Source organism: Paenibacillus polymyxa (assembly GCF_015710975.1).
Taxonomy (GTDB): Bacteria; Bacillota; Bacilli; order Paenibacillales; family Paenibacillaceae; genus Paenibacillus; species Paenibacillus polymyxa.
This window is the reverse complement of sequence record NZ_CP049783.1, coordinates 3928565-3951251: the sequence shown is the minus strand read 5'-3', so window position 1 is coordinate 3951251 and position 22687 is coordinate 3928565. Positions and strand designations below refer to the sequence as shown.

General features: G+C 47.9%; 2 protein-coding genes (1 of these 2 only partly in view). Both read right to left on the bottom strand.

The window, feature by feature from the left end:
- Positions 1-11574 carry the 5' portion of an SDR family NAD(P)-dependent oxidoreductase gene (locus tag G7035_RS17655; RefSeq protein ID WP_115293074.1) on the bottom strand. Its footprint begins 8196 nt before the window's first position, so only the first 11574 of its 19770 coding nucleotides appear in the window; it begins with the start codon at positions 11572-11574; its stop codon lies beyond the left edge, outside the window.
- Entirely contained in the window at positions 11558-22687 is an 11130-nt protein-coding gene (locus G7035_RS17650) for a non-ribosomal peptide synthetase (RefSeq protein ID WP_115293075.1), read from the bottom strand. Before G7035_RS17650 ends, G7035_RS17655 begins: the two co-directional genes overlap by 17 nt.

Below are 22687 nucleotides of genomic sequence, written 5' to 3'. Positions count from 1 at the left end.
CTCATCCAGCGCGGAACGGCCCGTTAAAATCAACGCGACATTTTGTACTTTATTTACAATCTCTTTGGCAAAAATAAGTCCCAAGCCACCGGCACCGCCGGTAATGAGATATACTCCGTTCTCCTTCCACGGAATGTCCGCCGTTTCCAGAGAAAATGGAATCTCGTTCCAGCTGAAAATCCACCGTTTACCTTTCCCATACCGGATCTGGATGTCTCCAGGACTCCAGCTGTTTTCTATTAAAATATCTATGATTGTATTCGGGGCCTTATCCTGTTCAAGTTCTATCAACTGCCCCACCAGTTTTGGATGTTCTATTCTGGAGGTTTTTAAAAGACCTGAGAGCCCTGATACAAGCTGCTGCTCCTCCTGGTCGTTAGTAACAATCTGGATTAACACCTTGCCATGGTTTTTTTCTCTAAAAATTCTTTGTATTAGCTCAAGTATCTGAACGGCGTAATACTGAAACTGTTCCCCGATTCCGTTTTGATCAGGTTGCAATATTATGCACTTTACGCCGCTTATTTGAGCTTCTACTTGTTCACGAGAAATCTGGGACGGCTGGCAAAGGATCACGACATGGCGATCATATACAGGTAAATCGCCCTCTATGCTAACTCCCTGCTCTTTCCACACGGGTTCAAGCATCAAGGTACCAGAATTGGACTGCGCGTCTGTGGGAATAGAGTCTATATCCAGAATTCTTGATGAATAACCCTTTATCCTCACGCAGATCTCTCCGGTTTCGTCGCTCAGGTCAATATCTAGTTTCTGTGCCTTATCTCCTGCTGTACCATCTGCACTGTATCGAATCAGCGCCCACATGGTGGAGCTGCAATGTTTTATAATTTCAACTTCCTGAATGGCATACGGCAGAGCAGGCTTAATCTCGCGAGAGCCCAGCGTCAAGCCTATGGATGCCTGGAAAGCTGAATCAATCATGCTTGGATGCAGGACAAATTGACCGTGATTGTCAGAGACTGAGGAGGGCAAGGATAGCTTCGCCAGCACTTGACCCTCTCCGGCATATACCATCTCAATCCCCTGATGCCCAGGACCATAATCAATCCCCAGCTCTCTGAAAAGGTTATACAATGCTGCCGGATGGAAGCTTCTGCTGCATGTATCCTGCAAATCTTTAATATTCAATGCAGGAACCTCCACCGCTGATCTCCGAACCGCATTGCCGAAGCTATATACCATAAGTTCTGTATCATCGGCTCCGTTATTTCCATAAATCTCATATGAAATTTCTTGATCTTCATTCTGGAAAAGCCCGATATGCAGCTGTATTGGGCCATCCTCTACGGCAATAGGCCGTGCCCAAACCACGTTTTTAAGGCACATTCCGACCAGGCCGCCCTCATCCGTCCCTAGTGACTGCTCCACTGCCGCCCGGGCCATTTCAAGGGATGCGGCCCCAGACAGCACCTTGCGCCCATTCACCACATGATCCTTCAGGAAAAACTCCTGGCCTGTAAAGCTAGAACTGAATCGCTGCTCCGAAAAATCGGAGGTGTTTTGGTGCAGCAAAGGATGAATCGTTGCAGCCATGACAGAAGTTGTACCTTTGCCAACCTTACTGTCTAGCTCGGGCGCCCAGCACCGTTCTTTTGCAAAAGGATAGGTAGGCAGACTCATCCGGCGAGGCTTGATGTTCCCATACAGCTTGTTCCAGTCCATCGTTAGCCCCTGTACCCACAGCTCTGCAATTTTCCCCAATTTTCTCTTCTTGATCCAGGTTTCAAGCAAGGATTTGGCATCTTCATCTGCCTCAAAGAGCACGATCCCGTCCTTGCCCTTTTTCACCTGAGCCGTCAGGACTCCAGCTGGCCGTTGGTGATGAACCAAGCCATCCAGCGCTTGTAGTAGATTCTCTTTTGAATCTGCCACAAAAGCCAGACGGTGGTTCATCGGCTCACGGCTTACTTGCAGCGTATACCCCATATCTGTCAAGTTAAGGTTGGGCTGAGTGGCAATAAAGTTTCTCATGTTTTCGGCATAAGTTACTAGTTGCTGCTCATTTTTGGCAGACAAGACGAAAAGAACGGGACTATGTGACTCGTCGTCTGCTGGTGAAATTGCAGCCTCTGGACGATATTCTTCAATAATAAGATGGGCATTGGTACCGCTAAAACCAAAAGAGCTCACAGCGGCCCGCCTTTTGTTACCTTGAGAAGGTTGCCAGTCCTTCAATTGTGTATTTACATAAAATGGAGAATCATCGAAATCAAAATGTTCATTCGGGTTCTTGAAATTCAGTGTCGGTACCAGTTTCTTATGCTTCATGCATAACAGCACCTTTTGCATGCTTGCTACGCCTGCTGCTGCCGAAGTATGCCCGATATTACTCTTTACCGAGCCTATGGCACAGAACTTCTTCTGATCTGTTTTTTCTTTGAAAGCTGTGCATAAAGCCTCCAATTCAATAGGATCGCCCAGCTTGGTGCCTGTCCCATGCATTTCAACATAGCTAATACTTTCGGGTTCAATCTGATACTTATTGTATATCTCCTGCTCAAGCTCTATTTGGCTGTTCGTGCTTGGAGCGGTAATCCCGTTGGTTTTTCCATCCTGATTAATCCCAGTTCCGATAATAACCCCATAGATGTGATCCCGGTCAGCTTCCGCATCCTTTAGCCGCTTCAGAACCAGCACCCCTGCTCCTTCGCCTGGAACAAAGCCGTTGGCACTATTGTCAAATGTCTTACACTGACCATCTGGTGACAACATTCCGGATGCAGACATACCTATATAGGATTCAGGAGTCAGGTATAAGGACACACCGCCGACCAGCGCCATTTCAATCTCTTTATTTGATAAAGCCTGGCAAGCAAGGTGAGTTGCCACCAGCGATGAGGAGCATGCCGTATCTACGGATATGGCGGGTCCTTTCAAATTAAGGAAATAGGAAATACGAGCCGCTGCAATAGCGTTGCTGTTCCCGGTAGTATTGCTGAACTGTGCTTCATTTTTGTAGCGCATCATACTGTACTCATTATTTAAAATGCCAAGATAAACACCGCATTTTTTATTTCCCAACTGTGAGCCGCTATAACCTGCATCCTCAAAGGCTTTATAGGCTTCCTGCAAAAAGATGCGCTGCTGCGGGTCCATCCCTTCCGCCTCGGTAGGAGATATATTAAAAAATAACGGATCAAAATATTCTATATCCTTCAAGGCACCCAGCCACTTGCAATTTACTTTCCCCTCTTGTGCCGGACGCGGATCATACAACGGGTCTACGTCCCAGCGGTTCTTCGGGATTTCAACAATGGAGTTTTGACCTTGAGCGAGATTTTTCCAATATTGCTGTACATCTTCGGCACCAGGATATCTTCCCGCAATCCCAACAATTGCAATTGCATCTTGATTTTCCGAAGTTGCTGGCACTGATTCCTCTTCTGCTTTTACCCGACGCAATGGCACCGTTTCCTCCTTAGGGAGCTGCGCTGGAGAGCATTGGATCGTGTCTGGTCGCGGTAAATGGACTTCTGCTATAGGTTTGACCGTGTCCGAGACTGTGTTCAAGGGCTTCTGAACGAAGCTTTTCTTGCCCCCGTGCTTATTGATTTCTTGTGCCAAAAACTCGGTAAATTGCAGAATAGTCGGATAGTCGTAGACCTTGGTAGCTGCAATGGATGTGCCGTAGCGCTTATTCAAATTTCGAATCCATTCTACGCCTATAATCGAATCCAAACCGATGTCTATAAAGTTTCTATCTGCCTCAATCTCGCTTTGCTCCATGTACAAGGCTTCAGCTAGGCTTGCCGTCAGTTCTTTCCGTAATTGCTCTGTAGAGACACCAGACGGAATCGTGCCGAATTGCGGCTGCTTTTCAGGCGATATCGGCATTAAATTAATCTGAAGTGAGGCCTCTGTCTGCTTATCCGTTTCCAATGATACGAGCGGCGGTAAATGCTTTGCAGGCGCCTGATCCAGAATAGACGCAGCAGAAGACGGCATGATTAATTGGGCTACACGATTGCCCAATTCCTTTTCTAAAAATTTGCTAAACTCCCGTATGGTCGGATAATCGTAGACTTTTGTCGCTGTTATGGATGTGTCGTAATGTTTATTAATGTTTCGAATCCACTCTACGCCTATAATGGAATCCAATCCAAGATCAACAAAGTTTTTATCCTCATCGATCTCGTCCCGATCTATATATAAAGCTTGCGCCAGACTTGTTGTCAGCTCCTCCTGCAATATTTCTGACGATATGGATAGGGCAGGACTAGCAGGCACCTGCTCTTCCGTCTCGTTGTCATTATCTGACGTGTGCATTACCCCTTCCGGGGAAGTTAAAATAATCGGTGCTGTCTGCTGATTGGCAGACTTGCTAAGCTGCGGCTGACTGTCTGACAAATTCCGCAAAGAAATCCCGCTTGGTTTTTCAGAACTACTCGAAAAACTGGATGGCATTAAAGCTTCAGGAAGAGCAGACTGCATTACTTGAGACTGAACAAGAACTGCTTTTTCCTGAGATTCCATTTGAATTTTTTCTACAGATGGGATCGTAATATCTGTGACCCAATACCGCTCCTTTGCAAAAGGATAGGCTGGCAGGCTCATTCGCTGCGGCTTGGCATCTCCGTAAAGCATGCTCCAGTCCATCGCCAGTCCCTTCACCCACAGATCCACTATCTTCGCGTATTTCCGTTTCCCGATCCAGGCAGCGATTGTTTTCCCCATGTCTTCATCTTCTACCAGTGCGGATAGCGCATCTTTGTTTCGCTTGACCTGTCCTCGATACAGCTCGGAGATCCCCGTCTGGTCTTTCATGAATCCTTCCAGCTTTTCCACCAGCGCTGGCATCGATTCGGCAATGACTGCCAGGCGTTCTTCCATCGCTTCGCGCCCAACCTGAAGCGTGTAGGCTGCATCCGCCAGATTGCTTTCTGTGACCTCTCCTTTCTCGATCACGGACAGCAATCTCTCGACCTGCTGCTTCAGCCGTTCCTCATTTTTGGCTGACAATACGATAATCACAGGATGGTGAGCTGTCACACAGATTGGCGACTGCTCTTCCGGAACGTACTCTTCGATGATGACATGAGCATTGGCGCCTCCTGCTCCAAACGATGAAATCCCCGCCATTCTTGGGTATTCCCGTGTCTCTCCATCGAGCTCAACCACTGGCCGCTTCCATTCCTCCAGCTCCTGCTGGACGACAAACGGCGTCTGCTCAAAAGGAATGTTCGGATTCAGTTCCTGGGCATGCAGACTGGGAACCAGCGTCCGGTTTTTCATCTGCAGGACAATTTTCCCAATCCCTGCGATGCCCGCTGCCGCCTCCAAATGTCCGATGTTGGACTTCACAGAGCCCACGGCGCAAAATCCCTTGTCTGCCGTGTCCTTTCTGAAGGCCTGGGTCAGACCGGTTACTTCAATCGGATCTCCCAGTTCTGTGCCAGTTCCGTGAGCTTCGATATAGCTAATGGTCCGGGCATGTACCCCGGCTCGTTCCAAAGCCGACCGGATTAGCTCCCCTTGAGCAGTCGGGTTAGGCACGGTATACCCGTTGGTCTTGCCTCCATGGTTGATGCTCGTTCCCCGGATGACCGCATGGATCGGGTCCCCATCTGCTATCGCCTTCGACAACGGCTTCAATAGGACTACCCCCACGCCTTCTCCTGGGACAAAGCCGTTGCCTCCCTTTCCGAAGCTCTTGCACTGTCCGTCTACGGACAGCATCTGATTCGCACAAAGTCCGACATAACTCAGCGGATGCAGATACAGGTTCACTCCTCCTGCCATGGCCAACTCGCATTCTCCGCGGTACAGATGCTCACACGCTTCATGAATCGCGGTCAATGAGGATGAACACATCGTATCCACTGGCATGCTCGGCCCCTGCAAATTAAACAGGTACGAAATCCGGTTGGCTACTGAGCTAAAGGAAGTGTGAGGGAATATTTGCGCTCCCTTCCTCCACAGATCAAGACCATATAAATCAAATCCTGTTTTGGTAATTCCCGCAAACACACCTACACGGCTGTTATGTCGTACCGCAAGCTGTTCTCTGGTGTAGCCCGCGTCCTCCATCGCTTCCCAGCAGGCTTCAATAAACAGCCGTTCCTGAGGGTCCATGCTAAGTGCTTCCCGCGGTGCAATATTGAAAAACAATGGGTCGAATTCAGCAAATCCCTCGATAAAGCCACCCCACTTGCTATAGCTTTTGCCATGTGAAGCCGCTTCCTCTTTATCAGGATGGAAGAATCCTTCTAGTTTCCAGCGTTCCTGCGGGATTTCGCTGACACAATCCTTCCCTGCCTTGAGATTTTCCCAATATTCATTCATATCCCTCGAACCTGGATACTTTCCTGCCATACCAATGATGGCGATCGGCTCTCGTGTTTCCTCTGCGACAGACTCCGCACAACTTCGAACAGGCTTCACATAGCTACGGCTGGACTTCGTTGCCACCGTCTCCGCAATCGTTTGCTCCGCAACTGGCGTGCTTTCTTCTTCAGCGTACCGGGCTGTCGCAGCCGTTTCCTCTACCCGTTCCTTGTCCGTGCTCATTCCAACCCATTGCATGCACTCCAGTGCATATTCCGACGCCAAATATTCCGCCAGGGCACGCAAGGTCTGATACTCATAAAATAGCGTCTTGGATAGCTCGCCAAAAGACTCTGCCAGCTTGGCATTGAGCTGGGTAATCATAATCGAATCAATCCCATAACGCTCTAGCGGTTCTTGGGCTTCAATGCTACCGACGCTCAGACGGGTCACCTCTCCCAACAACGCCTTGAGGCGATATAAAGTTTTCTCGTACAGTAAACCCGCATCCAACTTCGGCACAGATGCCTGTATCGCACGGATACCGGCCTGCGAGACGGCTTTCGCCAGATAGGCCTCGATTTTCTCAGGCTCTCCTTCCAAGACCATCACCTGATCCTTGCTTGAGGTCAGGCATTGGTACAACGCCTGAATGCCCGACTCGGTCTGTAGAGGCGTAATGCCCATGTTCTGTCTCATGAGCTTTTCCGTATCCGCGTCAATCCTCATCCCGCCTTCTTTCCACAGCGGCCAGCGGATGGATAGCGTCCGGCCCCGCCGTTGCTGGGCTTCCACCAGGGTATTCCGGTATGCTGCGTACGCATCCATAAAGGCGTTGGCGGTGGCATAATCGGCCTGTCCCGGATTGCCCATACTGCCCGAGATGGAGGAAAAGAGCACGAAGAAGTCCAAATCCTGACCGCTGCTCACCTCATCTAGATGAACCAGCCCTTTAACCTTCGGACCCAGCACCTCGATAAATTCTTCCCTGCTTTTCTTGAGAATGAAGTTATCGTGAATGACCCCAGCGCAGTGGATAATCCCATGAACACGCCCGAATTCTTCCTGAATGCTTTCCAACAAGCTGGTAACCGTGTTCCTGTCGGTGATATCCCCCTGCTTGTATACTACTCTGGCTCCTGAGGACTCCAGCTCCTTCAGCCGGGTTTGTCTGTTGCCGTCCAGTGGCGAGCGGCCTGTCAGGATTAAGGTTGCTGCTTGGGTGCGCCGAACCAGTTCTTCGGCAACAAGCAGCCCCAGGCCGCCAGAGCCGCCGGTAATGAGATACACGCCACCGTCTCTCCATGGCAGCTTCTCTTCTGACCGAGATGGCTCCAACCTGTTCCAGCAAGCGGTTTTGCGTTGACCGCCCTCATAGCGAATCCATCCATCCACCGGACTGCGGCTGTTTTCCTCCAGCTTCGCCAGCAGGCTTTCCGCAGATTCTCCCTGTTCCACTTCGATCAATTGGCCGATGAGTTTTGGATTTTCCAGTCGGGCGGTCTTCAGCAGACCCGAAAGTCCTGAAAAGAGCCGCCCTTCTCCAGCCGCCGTCACGACAAGCTGAACCAGCACCCTTCCAGCAGGCTTGTCTTTGAGCAGGCCCTGGATGCTCTCAAAGGCCTGAACGGCATAGGCCTGAAACCGCTCATCCACCCGGCTCTTCCCGGATGAGAAGGCCAAGATCTGCGCTGCTCCGTTCAATCGCGCTTCGAGCCGTTCAGGTAAAGCCTTGTCCGGCTCACACAGCAAGATGATACGGCGGTCGTAGGTAGGTGCTTCCACCTCTGGCGATACGTCCTGCTCCTTCCAAACTGGCTCCAGCAGCAGGGTATGGGTAGCTGTAGCCACAGGTTTTGCCTCTGCTCTGGAAATCGTTGATTTGGTTTCACTTTCTATACTTATGCTTTTAGCCATTTGGGTTTCATTCCCAGGCGCCCAATACCGCTCTTTTGCAAAAGGATAAGTCGGTAGTGGGATTCTGCAATACGGTTCATTTGAAAACAAACGTTCAAAGTCTAACGGATATCCCTGAACATATAAATCCGCAATCGTAGTTAAAAGCTCCAAATACTCGCGGGCTTCACCTGCATTTTGACAGTTTTGAATACATTCATTTCCATATCTCTTCAATGACGTTTGAATGCGTTGGTCTTTTTCGTGTAGTTCAGAATAATAAACTTGAGAAGAATTGCCTTTTTCCAGCCACCTTTTAAGGGACATGACAAGCTCACCTTGATTGCGGGCAACACATGCAAGCCGATGATTGCAGTGCTTTCTCCCAAGCAATAATGTATAGCTCATGTTACCGCAGTCTGCCTCAGGCTCCTGTTCGCAATAGGCAATCAGTTGCTCCACCTGACGGCGTAATTGTTGTGAAGTCCGGGCGGACAGCGGAATGAAATAAGCCGGCTTTTCGCAATGTCTTCGTTTCGTATGTGGAGCCTCTTCGATGACCAGGTGGGCATTAGTACCACTGGCACCAAAGGAGCTGACCGCAGCACAGCGTCTGGCTTCAGGCTCAATCAGCCAATTCTGCAACTGCGTATTGACAAAAAAAGGACTGTCCGCAAACTGAATATTAGAATTGCCTGATTGGAAATGAAGTGAAGGCGGAATCTGCTCATGCTTTAATGACAATAACAGCTTAATTACTCCTGTGATTCCTGCCGCAATTTGCGTATGACCGATATTCGTTTTGATGGACCCGATCGCGCAAAATCCCTTCTTGTCCGTATACTTTCTAAATGTTCGTGTCAATGCCTGATATTCAATTGGATCTCCTAGCTTGGTACCAGTGCCATGTGCTTCCACCAATTGGATTTGCTCTGGATGGATATGAAAAGTATCGTACACATATTGCTCCAGTCGCTCCTGAGACTTCTGGCTTGGTGCAGTAAGTCCATTCGTGGTACCGTCCTGATTGATTCCTGAGCCTAAAATTACCCCATAGATGTGGTCACCATCGGCAACTGCTTCCTCAAGCCGTTTGAGTACAACAGCGCCAACAGCCTCTCCTGGAACCATTCCGTCTGCCCTGTCATCAAAGGTATAACAGTGCCCTGTGTGAGACAGCATTCCTGCTCTGTCACCGTATAAATAGCAACGAGGGGTTGTATGAATATACACCCCGCCAGCTAAAGCCATATCCGTTTCTCCAGACCATAAACTTTGGCAAGCAAGATGGGTGGCAACTAGCGAACTCGAACAAGCTGTATCTACAGCTATCGCCGGCCCATGAAGATTCAAGTAGTAGGAAATTCTGGCGGGAATCACGGAGCCCATATGTCCCCACAGTGCTTGCGGTGGCAGGTCTTCACCCAGCAATCGCTGGTAATCGCCTTCGGCACAGCCTACATAAACTCCGCACCGACGCCCATCCATCCCTGCACCCGCATAGCCCGCATCCTCTAGAGCATGCCATGCTTCCTCGAGAAACAATCGCTGCTGCGGATCCATGTAAGTTGCTTCCAGTCCGGAAATATTGAAAAAAAGCGGATCGAACTTATCAACATCCTCCAAAAAGCTTCCATAATTGCAGTAACTCGCATTTTTTTCCTGGTATTTCGAAAGATCCCACCGAGTTACCTCTTTTACTAAATCGTCGCCATTCTTAAGGTGATTCCAAAGCTCATCTACATTGTCAGACCCGGCAAACCGCCCGCTCATTCCAATAATCGCAATCGGCTCTCTTTGCGCCAAGCTTTTTCCTGTATTCTCCTGTTTAGGTCTTACTGGCTCAATCGATGCACTTGCCGTTTGAACCGGATTAAACATATATTCCTTTTCCTTAGGCGCTTGGGCTTCACGGCTTGTATCTTTCCCATCCTCTATTGGATCAGCATTGTGTCCCAAAACTGGTAAAACGATGTCGCCGAATTGGCCTAAAATGTATAACGTCAGTTGTTTGACCGAACTGTAATCAAAGATGTCTGTAGTCTGCAAATGAATGCCCAGCCCCTGATTAACATCCTGTACAAAGTTGACGCCAAGAATAGAGTCCAGGCCATAATCTGCGAATGACTCATGGACATCAATCATAGAAAAGTCCACATTCAAGGCCTCTGCCAACTTCTCTACAATAAGCTCCCTGACATGCTCTTCAGCCATCTCATTGGATACATCAGCAGCTGATTGAGTCCCTGTGTCACGCTGTTCTAATGGAGGCTTGCCCTGTTCAAGCTTCTGTTGGTCCCGAAGCATCCCATCGCTAAGCTTACCATCGCTTTCAGCCACAATAATTTGCTGGCCTATTTCATGCGCTTCCTGAGCGGGGAAGAAGACCGACCGGAACCCCTCGCTTTCCAATACCTCCTGCCAACGTTCAGGGTATAAACCGGGAGAGCCTGGAATACGCAGCTCGGGGTCATTATAAAGCCACCATCCCTCCAGCAGGCCAAAGGTTAGGTGGTTTAACAGCGAGTTTCCACTGATTTCATTGATAAGAATCAGGCCGTTTTTTCGCAGCGATGCTTTGACATTGCCTAATGTCTGCCGAATGTTCCTCGTAGCGTGCAGGACATTGGTGGCAATTGCAATATCATATCCGCCCGTGTCGATATCTTGTCCCACAGCCGACTCTTCCACATTAAAAATTTTATAAGTCAAGTAAGGATTTTGCGGGCCGTACTCTTTTTGCGCATGCAATAAAAATGCTCTGGATTTATCGGTATAACAGTATTCACGAATATGCTCCTGATAAGGTTGAAGCTTCCGGAAGAGCATAGCGCTGGTTCCTCCAGTGCCTGCACCAATTTCAATAATTCGAATCGACCCTGACGGGTCATGCTTAAGCCGTTCATTCAAGTAGGAAACTACAATATCCCCCAGCACTTCATTAAAGTAATCTGCTGCAGGACTATTTTTATATATACCTTCTACCAGCTTCATAGAGGACTGAGGAAAAACAATGTCAGTGGCAGGTATGTTTCCGGTCAAAATTTCCGGCAGCTTGCGCAATGTTGATTCTACGAGTACAACCCAGGCCGAGAGATCCGGATTTTTCAGCCATTCCCCTTTCTTCAATTCCCATTCCTTCCATACAGCCTGCAGATCAACCAAAGCTCTATCCGTTACGCTATAAGAGTCTCCTTTACGGTAAAAATAATGATTCCGCGCCAATACCTCTATGCTTTCTTCAAGCCAGCGATCATATAAATTCAGCAATGCTGTTTTGGTTTTAAAATCATTAATCATAGCTTTCTTGTCCATATGTGCATAGGGGCATAATCCCATCAACTGCAAATAACCCCATAGCAATTTGCATAAGACATCATTCATTTCCTTCATCTGTAAGCCTCCTCATCCGATTAGTCCCTCGCGTCGTCCCATCCTGTTCCGAGTAAGCTTGGTTGTCGACCATAGTCGAAGGAATTCTTTCGTATTCAGCCGCTAGATAAGAAATATCTGGCATCTTCTTCATTTTGACACTGGTGGAAATATGGCTCTGAATATTCTGGATATACGAAGGAATAGCTTCGGAATTTGGATCTTCGCTTTCTTTTCTATACTTTTGCGAAATATTTGCCGCTGTCTCAGGTGTTCTTTGATCAACAAATATATCTGTTGACTGTACAGATTTGGTAAATTCAATGGAAGCCTGCTTGGTTTTAATATCCGTGATCCAATACCGCTCCTTTGCAAAAGGATAGGCTGGCAGGCTTATTCGCTGCGGCTTGGCATCTCCATAAAGCATGCTCCAGTCCATCGCCAGTCCCTTTACCCACAGATCCACTATCTTCGCGTATTTCCGTTTCCCGATCCAGGCAGCGATCGTTTTTTCCATATCTTCATCTTCTACCAGTGCGGACAGTGCCTCTTTGTTTCGCTTGACCTGTCCTCGATACAGCTCGGAAATCCCGTCGTGGCCTTCCAAGAATCTTTGCAGCTTTTCCACCAGTTTCGGTAGCGATTCAGCAATGACCGCTAGGCGTTCTTCCATCGCTTCACGTCCTACCTGGAGCGTGTAGGCTGCATCGGCCAGATTGCCCTCTGTGACCTCTCCTTTCCCGATCACGGACAGCAATCTCTCGACCTGCTGCTTCAGCCGTTCCTCATTTTTGGCCGACAATACGATAATCACAGGATTGTGAGCTGTCACACAGATTGGCGCCTGCTCTTCTGGAACGTACTCTTCGATGATGACATGAGCATTGGCGCCTCCTGCTCCAAACGATGAAATCCCCGCCATTCTTGGGTATTCCCGTGTCTCTCCATCGAGCTCAACCACTGGCCGCTTCCATTCCTCCAGCTCCTGCTGGACAACAAACGGCGTCTGCTCAAAAGGAATGTTTGGATTCAGTTCCTGGGCATGCAGACTGGGAACCAGCGTCCGGTTTTTCATCTGCAGGACAATTTTCCCAATCCCTGCGATGCCCGCTGCCGCCTCCAAATGTCCGATGTTGGACTTCACAGAGCCCACGGCGCAAAATCCCTTGTCTGCCGTGTCCTTTCTGAAGGCCTGGGTCAAACCGGTCACTTCAATGGGATCTCCCAATTCTGTGCCAGTTCCGTGAGCTTCGATATAGCTGATGGTCCGGGCATGTACCCCGGCTCGTTCCAAAGCCGACCGGATTAGCTCCCCTTGAGCAGTCGGGTTAGGCACGGTATACCCGTTGGTCTTGCCTCCATGGTTGATGCTCGTTCCCCGGATGACCGCATGGATCGGGTCCCCATCTGCTATCGCCTTCGACAACGGCTTCAATAGCACGACCCCCACACCTTCTCCTGGGACAAAGCCGTTGCCTCCCTTTCCGAAGCTCTTGCACTGTCCGTCTACGGACAGCATCTGATTCGCACAAAGTCCGACATAGCTCAGCGGATGCAGATACAGGTTCACTCCTCCTGCCATAGCCAGCTCGCATTCTCCGCGGTACAGATGCTCACACGCTTCATGAATCGCAGTCAACGAGGACGAACACATCGTATCCACCGGCATGCTCGGCCCCTGCAAATTAAACAGGTACGAAATCCGGTTGGCTACCGAGCTAAAGGATATTTGGGGGAATATTTTGGCCCCCATCTTCCATAATTCCGGCCCATAAAGCTCGTAGCCCGTTTTGGTAATTCCCGCAAACACACCTACACGGCTGTTATGTCGTACCGCAAGCTGTTCTCTGGTGTAGCCTGCGTCCTCCATCGCTTCCCAGCAAGCTTCAATAAACAGCCTTTCCTGAGGATCCATGCTGAGGGCTTCTCGCGGTGCAATATTGAAAAACAATGGGTCGAATTCCGCAAAGCCTTCGATAAAGCCGCCCCACTTGCTGTAGCTTTTGCCATCAGCTACCGCTTCCTGTTTGTCAGGCTGGAAGAATCCTTCCAGTTTCCAGCGTTCCTGCGGGATTTCGCTGACACAATCCTTTCCTGCCTTGAGATTTTCCCAATATTCGTTCATGTCCCTCGAACCTGGATACTTTCCTGCCATGCCAATGATGGCGATCGGTTCTCGTGTTTCCTCTGCGCCAAGCTCCGCGTAGCTTCGAATCGGCTCCACGTAGCTTCTGGACTTCGCTGTCGCCTCCTCCGCTATCGTCTGCCTCGCAATTTGCGTGCTTTCTTCTTCAGCGTACCGGGTTGTCGCAGCCGTTTCCTCTACCCGTTCCTTGTCCATGCTCATTCCAACCCACTGCATGCATTCCGGTGTGTATTCCGACACCAAATATTCCGCCAAGGCACGCAAGGTCTGGTACTCATAAAACAGCGTCTTGGATAGCTCGCCAAAAGACTCTGCCAGCTTGGCATTGAGTTGGGTAATCATAATCGAATCAATCCCATAACGCTCTAGCGGTTCTTGGGCTTCAATGCTACCGATGCTCAGCCGGGTCACCTCTCCCAATAGCGCCTTGAGATGATACAAGGTTTTATCGTACAGTAAACCCGCATCCAGCTTCAATCCAGCTGCCTCTACCGCTCGAACATCGGCCTGCGAGACGGATTTCCATAGGTAGGCCTCGATTTTCTCTGGCTCTCCTTCCAGGATCATCACCTGATCCTTGCTTGAGGTCAGGCATTGGTACAACGCCTGAATGCCCGACTCGGTCTGTAGAGGCGTGAGGCCCATATTTTGTCTCATGAGCTTTTCCGTGTCCGCATCGATCCGCATTCCGCCTTCTTTCCACAGCGGCCAGCGGATGGATAGCGTCCGGCCCCGCCGTTGCTGGGCTTCCACCAGGGTATTCCGATATGCTGCGTACGCATCCATAAAGGCGTTGGCGGTGGCATAATCGGCCTGTCCCGGATTGCCCAGACTGCCCGAGATGGAGGAAAAGAGCATGAAGAAGTCCAGATCCTGGCCGCTGCTTGCCTCATCCAGATGGACCAGCCCTTGGACCTTCGGCCCCAGCACCTCGATAAATTCTTCCCTGCTTTTCTTGAGAATGAAGTTATCGTGAATGACCCCAGCACAGTGGATAATCCCGTGAACACGCCCGAATTCTTCCTGAATGCTTTCCAGCAAGCTGGTAACCGTGTTCCTGTCAGTGATATCCCCCTGCTTATACACCACTCTGGCTCCTGAGGACTCCAGTTCCTTCAGCCGAGTTTGTCTGTTGCCGTCCAGTGTCGACCGCCCTGTCAGGATCAAGGTCGCTGCTCGGGTGCGCCGAACCAGTTCTTCGGCAACAAGCAGCCCCAGGCCGCCAGAGCCGCCGGTGATGAGATACACGCCCCCATCTCTCCATGGCAGCTCCTCATCTGACCGAGATGGCTCCAACCTGTTCCAGCAAGCGGTTTTGCGTTGAATGCCCTCATAGCGAATCCATCCATCCAACGGACTGCGGCTGTTTTCTTCCAATTTCGCCAGCAGGCTTTCCGCAGATTCTCCCTGTTCCACTTCGATCAATTGACCGATGAGTTTCGGATTTTCCAGTCGGGCGGTCTTCAGCAGACCCGAAAGCCCTGAAAAGAGCTGTCCTTCTCCAGCCGCCATCACGACAAGCTGAACCAGCACCCTTCCGGCAGGCTTGTCTTTGAGTAGGCTTTGGATGCTCTCAAAGGCCTGAACTGCATAGGTCTGAAACCGCTCATCCACCCGGCTCTTCCCAGATGAGAAGGCCAAGACCTGTGCCGCTCCGTTCACTCGCGCTTCAAGCCGTTCAGGTAAAGCCTCGTCCGGCTCACACAGTAAGATGATACGGCGGTCGTAGGCAGGGGCTTCGACCTCCGGCGCTACGTCCTGCTCCTTCCAGACTGGTTCAAACATCAGGGTATGGCTAGCTGCAGTCGTAGGTGCTTCCGCCACTGCTCTGACCCTTGCTGCTCCAGCCTCAACCTCAGGAGCCCAACAGCGTTGCTGAGCAAAAGGATACGTAGGCAGACTGATTCTTTTCGGTTGGATATCGTAATACAGCAATTTCCAATCGATATAGAAGCCTTTGGCCCATAGCTCTGCCAGCTTGTTCATTTCACGATTTGAGATCCATTTGCTTACTAATTCCTTGAACACTTCTTCCTGTTCAAACCATTGCATTGAATCTTGCTGGTTATTTTCTCCCCTCCAGCAATTCTCGATATGTTCTTGTCCATTCGCGAACGAATCCAATTTTTGCACCAGCTCGCTCGTATTCCTGACGATAAACGCTACCCGACTTTTCATTGCCATTCGTCCTGTTTGAAGTGTAAAAGATACATCCGACAAATTGATTTCTTGAGAAGCTGTCAAGAAAGCCGAGAGGTCCCCAGCATATGCCTTAAGGCGCTGATCATTTTTGGCAGACAAAGGAATAAGATATTCAACAGCATCGTTCACCAAGCTGGATTTAGAGCGTTCGGGTGCATCATTAGCTACAAATTGTTCGAAAATAGCATGAGCATTCGTTCCGCCTATGCCAAAAGAGCTCAGCGCCGCTCGATGGGGGGCCGACGCTTGTTCCCATTTCCGCAGTTTATCAACAACATAAAAAGGCGATTCAGACAAATGGATATCGGTATTGGGTGTATCATAATTAAGCGTAGGAGGAATCTCATTATGGTATAAGCTTAAAGCGACTTTAATACACCCCGCCAAACCTGCTGCAGTGTCCAAATGTCCGATATTGGTTTTGACCGATCCAATACCACAAAACTGTTTTTTGGCTGTATACTGCCTGAATGTATCATTCAAGGCAGCAAATTCAACCGGATCGCCCAATTTGGTTCCGGTTCCATGTGTCTCAATATAACTGATCGTTTCGGGATGAATTCCGGTTGATTCGATCGTCTTCTGAATAACTTCAGACTGACCCTTAACACTTGGAGCATAAAACCCTAGTTTGTCAGTCCCATCGTTGTTCACGCTAACCCCTCGTAAAATCGTATAAATATGGTCACCGTCTCTAATGGCATCCAGCGTTTTTTTCAGTAGAACAACTCCAACCCCTTCTCCGCCAATCATTCCGTCTGCCGAATCGTCAAAAGCTCTAATATGGCCATCACTAGAAAAGTTCAAGCCAGGCTGATACACATAACCTAAGCTGTTGAAAGGAAAGATTGTTGACGCTCCAACCAAGGCGTATTTTGCTTCACCAGACAACAGGCTTTGCGAAGCTAGACGAAGTCCGACTAACGAAGAAGAACAGTTGGAATGCACAAATAAGCTGGGACCTTTAAATCCTAATTTATGAGAGATCATAGTAGGAATGGTCCCGCCTTGTGCCAAAATCCAGGTTACATATTCATCCGCATTCCTCAGGACATTAGGTGATTGCGATGCCAAATTAGGAATAAAGGCTTGATAAAAGCTGCTGCTCGCCGACATATACACGCTGGTTTCAGGAATCTCTTTGGAAACATAGCCAGCATCTTCAACGGCCTTCCATGCATGCTGTAGCAGCAATTTCATCTGAGGATCCATAAATTCTGCATTTTTCTGGGACAAATTAAAAAACTCAGGGTCGAAATACTCTTTTCCCTCAATCGTGCATTGTCCGGACACATAGTTTGGATGCTCGACAATCTCTCTCTCCAGCCCTAACTGGGCTAGTTCTTCCTCAGAAAAGTACCGGACACTTTCCACCCCTGCCCTCAAATTGCTCCAAAACTCAACGTGGTTTTTCGCACCCGGAAAATGGGATGAAATTCCTATGATTGCGATACTATCCTCATAATAATCAGGGTAGGATGGTTTATGTTCATCTTCCTCCGAGTCTAATCCCTGTGAAATGGTATTTTTAGCGGTATCTGTTTGTTCTGTTGCAGAAGCTGGTGCCTCACCTTTTACTTTCGTAATATAGGCACTAAGTTCCCTAACCGTTGGATACTTGAACAATGCTGTCACCGAAATATCACATTCCAGCTTGTCCTTGATCCTTCTAATCATCTCTGCGGCTGAAAAAGAATTTCCGCCCACGTCGAAAAAAGCATCATCCGTACTTAGATGATCGATATCCAGAAGCTTTTTCCATATTGTTAAAACTTGTTGTTCAACATCCGATTGCGGCAAATGGATTTTTCTTGTTGCTGTCGCCAGCTCGACCCTACGACCCATTAATTCCTTCCGATCTATTTTGCCATTCGGGGTCAATGGCAGCTTGTCCAGTTCGATAAAGAATGCTGGAATCATATAATAAGGCAAGAATGCTTTTAAATAATTTCGTACTTCTTTCGGATCAAGTGAGGATTCCCCGAACTGAGAGTTGTTGCGTAAATAGTAGGCGACAAGCTGCTTATCCCCTCCTTGTTCCTTGGCGATCACGACACATTCATCAATTCCCGGATATGTTCTGACCTGACCTTCAACTTCACTTAGCTCAATTCGAAACCCGCGGATTTTCACTTGATAATCCATCCGACCCAAATATTCAATGGAACCGTCAGAAAGCCACTTGCATAAATCTCCGGTTCTATAGAGCTTAGTTCCGGGCTTGAATGGGTTGTCAATAAACTTTTCATCCGTAAGCACCGGCTGATTCAGATAGCCTCTGGCCAAGCCATTGCCCGAAATGAAAAGCTCACCCGGAAATCCGATAGGTACAGGTCTAAGGAGCTGATCCAAAATATAAATCTGGGTGTTGGCAATAGGCTTACCGATCGAAATCGGCTTGTCGGCGGTAATCGTTTGAATTGTAGACCAAATCGTCGTCTCAGTCGGACCGAACATATTCCATGCGTCACCGTTGTTATGCACAAAATAAGATTTCAATGTTTCCGAAAGTGCTTCTCCGCCACAGAGCATTTTCATATTTTCTTCGTTCTTCCAGCCAGCTTGAAAAAGCATGGTCCAAGTCACAGGTGTTGCCTGCATCATTGTCGGTTTTATTTTTTGAATCTCCTGCTTGAGTCTTTCGGCATCCTTAGCTTTTTCAGAACTGCAAACATAGCATTGAGCGCCTTTAATCAAAGGTAGATATAATTCCAGTCCCGCGATGTCAAAGCAATACGTTGTCACTGCAAGCAGTTTATCCTGCTCTGTTATGCCTGGCTTTTCTGCCATGGAAAGAAGAAAGTTGGTCAACGCTTTGTGTGGGATCATGACCCCTTTGGGTTTCCCTGTACTTCCAGAGGTATATATCACATATGCCAAATGGCTAGGCTGCACTTCCCGTTTGAGTGTCTTTCTCCCCTTTATACTACTTGTAAGAAGATCCCAATCGTTATCAAGAACAATGCAGTTCACATGACTCCCTGCCAGCCGAGATACTTTTTCCAACAATCCCGATTGCGTAATGACAAGGGATGCATTGGAATCCTGCAGCATATACTCCAATCTGTCCTCTGGATAGTCCGGATCAAGCGGCACATAGGCTCCTCCCGCCAGAAGGATTCCCAACAGCCCAATGACCATTTCTAAAGACCGTTCCATGCAAATTCCTACCAGCGTATCAGGGGTAACGCCCTGATTTTGCAAATATAGAGCGAGTAAAGTGCTCTTTTCTTTTAATTCCCGATAGGTAAGCGATTGTTCTTCATACACGACTGCAATAGCGTCAGGCGTTTTCCTTGCCTGTTTTATGAATAATTCAGGGAAGCATTTATCTGGATAACTTATTTCGGTCGCATTCCAGTCATAAAGGACGCTGTTCTTTTCCTCTTGCAAAAGTAATGAATAGTCCTGCAGGGCAGCTGTAGGATTGCTCATAAGTGCTTCCGCTAATCCGATGTAACGCTCAGCCATCTGTACGATGGTTGATTCATCGAACAAACCGGAACGGTATTTGATATTTAATGTCAGCTCTTCTTCCTGCTCCAGCAGCTCCAATACCAGCTCATATTCACCTTCCTGGTGAATTTCCTCTACCAACTCAACGGTAAAGCTATCGCTATACGGCGCACAAAGCTGCTGCAAGCTTGAAGTTTGCAGAAAATTTTGGTAAGAAAAAACTGCCTGAAAAACAGGCGAGCTCGCCGGCAAACGTGGCACATTTAATGCTCGAACCAGAGCCGGAAAAGGATAAGGAGCATGATCCATCCCATTGACTACGGTGATTTGCAATTTTTTCATAAAATCCAGGAATGTCTCTGTTTCCGACACTTGGCTGCGTATTGGAAGCATATTGACAAAATATCCGATTAATTGGTCAAAACGCTCCTCTGGTCGTACCATAACTGGCATTCCAACGATGATGTCTTCTTGTTTCGAATACTGGTTAAGCAATATCACATACATACCTAACAAGACGGTAGACAAGCTCATATATTGCGTACGGGCGAAAGATTTTACCCGATTGACCCAATCAACTGGAAGCCGCTTGGTGTATGTTTGTCCTTCCATGCTCGGAGTCAGAAAACCTGAGCGGTTATATGGAAGCTCTAGAGTCGGTAAAGCATCCGACAGTTGTTGCTTCCAATAGGAAAAATGCTTTTCCCCTTCTGCACTCGCCAGCATCGTTTGTTCCCATTCCACAAAATCGCTATAGCTCGCGGCAGGTGGTAAAACGACTGGTCTCTTTCCTTGTCCCAAGTCCTTATATGCATCTAAAAAGCTTTGAATAAAAAGGATGAAAGAACTACCATCAAAAATAATATGATGGATGACCACCAGTATGAAATGTTCTTGTTCGGACCTGGACATCAGATAAACACGCATCAAAGGGTCCTGTTCCAGCGCGAATGGCTGCTTTGCCTTGCTCCGAATAAAGGGAATGATTTCATCCGCTTTCAAGCTTGAAATATCCTCTATCTGCATATTGAACGGCTGAGCAGACTCCAGCTTTTGATAAGGTGTCCCATTATCCTCTTCAATCACACTTTTTAGAATAGGATATTGCTCTAAAACGGTGTGGAAAGCCTGTTTAACGTTCTCTATCTCAACTTTCGTATTAAATCGGAGACATATTGGTACATTGTAAGCATTTATTTCAGGAGACATTTTATGTAATAGCCACAACCCTTTTTGAACTTCAGAAAGTGGATTCTGTTGCAAACCATGCAGGATTGTTTCGGTCTTGATCTCTACAACCGGTTTATCTTTTTCAATCTTTTTGGCTAAATAAGCCGATAGTAGTTGAATCGTTGGGTACTCTAGAATTTCTCTTGCATTAACCTTGATCGGATAAGATTTTTCAATGCCGCGTATGAGCTTCATGATAAGAATGGAATCGATGCCATAACCGTGAATATTTTTATTCAAATCCATTGCCTCGGACTCCAAATTCAGTTCCCGTTGCAAAAATTGCACCATATATTCCTGAATCTTCAGCTGTATCAACGAAACAGCGTCTACAGTAGCATCCGTTTCTCCAATACCCGAATGCGCTGTTGAGAGTGCACTCCGATATTGATAAAGTGCCCTAAGCTCTTGTTTGATGTAAGCATTACGGCAAACCTTTCTTTGAATTTTCCCGCTCCCCGTTTTGGGAATACTACCTTTTGGCAGCAAATATATATCATAAATCTCAAGTTGATGTGTCCCAGATACGGCATTTAACATCTTTTCGACCAGTCGTTTATATTCCTGCTCATGAAGGGACGTTTCAATCTCTTGTACGACGATTACCTTTTCCAGGCCTTTGACTTCAGAGGCAAATACAGCGATAGGCAAGGTCAACTCCGGCATATTCTTTTGGATGGTCCATTCAATATCGACAGGATGATGATTTTTGCCGTGAACGATAATGACTTCCTTCTCTCTGCCGATGACATAAATATGATTGTCTGCAATAAAGCCAAGGTCACCTGTACGGAAAAAACCGCCTTCTTGTGTACTGGAAAGTACCGCCTCAAAAGTGCTGTCCGTTTCTTGCTTCCTATTTAAATAACCCTCTGCCATCCGATCGGATTTAATCCAAATCTCGCCGATTTCCTCTGGCAGGCATAGCATATGACTTTCAGGATGAACAATCCGTATTTCTGTCGGAGCTTCGATCTCCCCGCAACTGACAACGGACTTCGATGGGTTCTTCTCATCTGTGTATTGGACTCTTCTTTGCTCCAAGCTAGGAATATCCAAATTAAGAAATCTCATCGACTGGCCCGGTTTTACACTGGTAACAGGACACAGCTCAGATAAGCCAAGAAGAGGACAAAATATATCTTCTTTAAGCCCTAATGCCCGGAAATGATGGACAAAATTTTCGTAACTTTCCTTCCGAATGGGCTCACCTGCACATATAATAGCTTGAAGATGGTGCAAAGAATATTCCTGTAGTGAAGCTACGTCCAAGGTGGAGCAGCAGTAATCGAATGCAAAGTTTGGCGCAGCCGTATGGGTAGCCTGATACTTGTCAATCATCTGAATCCAGTGCTCCGGATTTTTAGCAAAGCTTTCTGGCGGGAGAATAATGCTTGAGGCGCCATTCAATAGCGGTACCAAAATATTGTTTTGCAGTCCAAAAGCATGGAATTGCGGCATCCAGGAAACGATACGGCTATTTTGGTCAATTCTCCATTGCTCAGCCTTAACCTGATTCATCAAACATCTATGGCTGAGAATTACACCTTTAGGCAGTGATGTAGAGCCTGATGTGTACAGCAAAAGGGCCATATCTTCAGGTGCTGGCATTCTCATCTTTATATCTACGTGGGCGGCGCTCTCTTGAAGAATCTCATCAATATTTAGGATACGAAACGTTCTATACTCCGGTTGTGTTTGGAGAAAAGCTTTGAAGGCAGTATTGGTTATGATACATACAGCCCCGGAATCCGTTTGAATAGGCTTTATTTTCTCAAGCATTTTTTCATCTGGCTCTGCTGCTGTAATGGGTGTAGGGATGGCTACGATGTTTGCATAAAAACATGCCAGCATGCTGCTGATATATCCCAGACCCTGAGGAAATACAAGGAGCGCTCTTTCCTGCGCAGCTAGTTCTTTCATTAGAAAGTTGCCCAAAGTTTGCACTTGCAGCAAAAGCGTGGTCCCCGTAAGAACGTGAGGATGCTCTCCTTCATTCTCAAAAGTAAACAACTCTGTTTCAGGAAATTGCCGGCAAGTTTCCATAAAAGAAAGGATCGGGATATTAAAGTCTGATCTTTGATCATGTTTACGTGTCAT

Bases quoted from the DNA above. Each gene is read 5' to 3' on its own strand.
- G7035_RS17650 (WP_115293075.1), bottom strand. From the start codon at position 22,687: ATGACACGTAAACATGATCAAAGATCAGACTTTAATATCCCGATCCTT.